The 2,396-nt window shown below is 40.2% G+C and carries 2 protein-coding genes; both read left to right on the top strand.

Going from position 1 to position 2,396, the window contains the following annotated elements; translation table 11 throughout:
• On the top strand, positions 1-1,114 hold a 1,114-nt coding region (locus PGC14_RS11155; protein WP_271628957.1), incomplete at its 5' end, for a nitrogenase component 1.
• Between the two features lie 155 nt (positions 1,115-1,269).
• Positions 1,270-2,396 (top strand): nitrogenase component 1 (locus PGC14_RS11150; protein ID WP_271628956.1); only part of this gene is annotated, 1,127 nt, incomplete at its 3' end.

Below are 2,396 nucleotides of genomic sequence, written 5' to 3'. Positions count from 1 at the left end.
TATCAGAAACCTTGTTTTGAGATACTCACCAACAGTAATTGGTGTAATCACCACATGTTCGAGCGAGACAATAGGCGATGACATTGAGGCGTTTATCAAAGAGGCGTACAAAAAGCTTTCTGAGGAGCTGAGCAGTGAAGCGGCAAATAGTGTATATATTGTACCAATTCACACACCAAGTTATGCAGGAACGCATGTAAAAGGATATGACACAGCAACTATCTCATATGTAAAGTACTTTGCAAAGAAAAAAGAGGAAAATGGCAAAGCATATATCATCCCTGGCATGATAAACCCTGGCGATATTGAGGAGATAAAACACATATTGAACCTGATGAAGATTGATTATTCAGTGCTATTTGATATCTCAAAAACTCTAAACTCACCACTTATGCCGCCAAAACCACTCTACCCTGAAGGTGGCACACCTTATTCAGAGCTTGAAGACAGTGCAAACAGCAAGGTAGCAGTTGCGCTTTGTCCACATGCCGGAGGCTCTGCTGCCAAGTATTTGGAAAGCGAATTTGGTGTAAAGAGCATGTTGGGACCTTTCCCTGTGGGTGTTGCCAACACTGACAGGTTCATTGAAAATCTCTCACAAGTATATGAGGTTGAAATACCCTATGAACTAAAAGTTGAAAGAGGGCTTTTATTAGATGCCATGGCAGACACATGCCAGTACACAATGATGAAAAAGGCCGCTGTGTTTGGCGACCCGGACATTGTAATTGGTGTCACAAGATTTTTGTGTGAGCTTGGAATGGATGTCAAGGTAGTTGAAACTGCAACCCCAAGCCCAACATTCACAGATGAGATAAAAGCTATATTTGATGAGTACAACATAGAAGGAGAGATTCTTGTTGACAGCGACCTTTACGAGTTTGAGTACTTGGCAAAAGAGGCAGGGGTTGATGTTGTGCTTGGAAATTCAAAAGTAGTTGAAGTTGCAAAATCAATAAAATGTCCACCTGTTAGAATTGGTTTTCCTGTGTACGACAGAGTAGGGTATTTTAGGTACGGAATTACAGGGTACAAGGGCAGTATATGGCTTTTGGATTTGATTGTCAATACCATTTTGGATTATTCATATCCGCATGATAAGCTGCATCAGTAAAACTTTTGACTTTTGTATATGAAAGCGGTGAGGTTTATGAAGCTTCAAAATCTTTTGCAGCAAAGAGATAAGCATATAACCAAAGATGGAGTTCCTGAGTGTCCAAAGGCCCACAATCCCAGGGATTATGTCCCAGCGCGCATGTACCTTTTACGGTGCGCGCTGGGTACTTTGCCCCTATTAAAAACTCTCTTCATCTTGTTCATGCACCGGCTGACTGCGCATTTTACGGTCAGAATGTCAGAAAGAAAAACTACATGATACTCTCAACAGACCTTGTAGAAAAAGACATCATATTTGGGGCGGCAAGAAAATTGGAAGAGAGCATAGTTGAGGCAGACAAAATCTTTGATAGCTACGACCTTGTGTTTGTTTACGCAACATGCACAGCTTCGCAAATTGGTGAGGACATTGAATGGTCAATTAAAAGGGTGAAAGACAGGGTTAACAAAATTGTAATCCCAGTTGTTGTTCCTGGATTTTCAGGGTATTCACAAGCAGATGGGCATCACATCGCACAAAGAGCAATTGCAAATTATATACTCAAAAGTTTTAAAAACACAGAGGAAATTGAAAATTCTGTCAACATCATAGGCGAGTACAATGTAGCAGGAGAGAGCCAAGCTATAAAAAGACTTTTAGAGAAGATAGGGATAAATGTAATTTGCACCTACACAGGCGATTGTAGTCTTTCTCAGATGGAAAAAAGCGTAAATGCAAGACTAAATCTTTTGCTTTGTAAAAGTTCTGGACTTTTACTTGCTCAGTTTATGAAAGAGAGGTTTTCAATACCGTATATGGAGGTCTCTTTCTACGGAATTGAGAATACTATAACCTCACTTAAAAAGATAGCAAAATTTTTTGGAAAAGGAAAGGCTGCTGAAATTGTTGCAGATGAAGAGTTTTCAAAGATAAAACACAAGATACAGTTTTTCAAAAGCAAATTGCAAGGCAAAAAGGCAATCGTGCTTTTAGGGGCATCGCGCATAGGTTTTATGACAAATGCTTTCAAAGAAGCAGGGCTTGAAATCTTGGTTTGTGGTAGCCAGTTTGGATGTTCGAACGACTACGAGATAGCGCGCTGTATACTTCCTGACAGCATATTGGTGGATGATTTTAACTGTGCAGAGGTTGAAGAGATAATATTAAGATTTTCGCCCGACCTTTTCATTGGTGGAACAAGAGAGTGGTACCTTTCTCATAAGTTTGGCGTGCCGTTTTTGGTTTTGCCTCAAGAGACAAAGCCGTATGCCTGTTTTGAAGGTTTTTTACATTTGCTTGT

The sequence above is a fragment of the Caldicellulosiruptor sp. DIB 104C genome (genome assembly GCF_028198085.1).
GTDB lineage: Bacteria > Bacillota > Thermoanaerobacteria > Caldicellulosiruptorales > Caldicellulosiruptoraceae > Caldicellulosiruptor > Caldicellulosiruptor saccharolyticus.
Note: the sequence above shows the minus strand (reverse complement) of the source record. Positions and strands in the feature narration are given on the sequence as shown.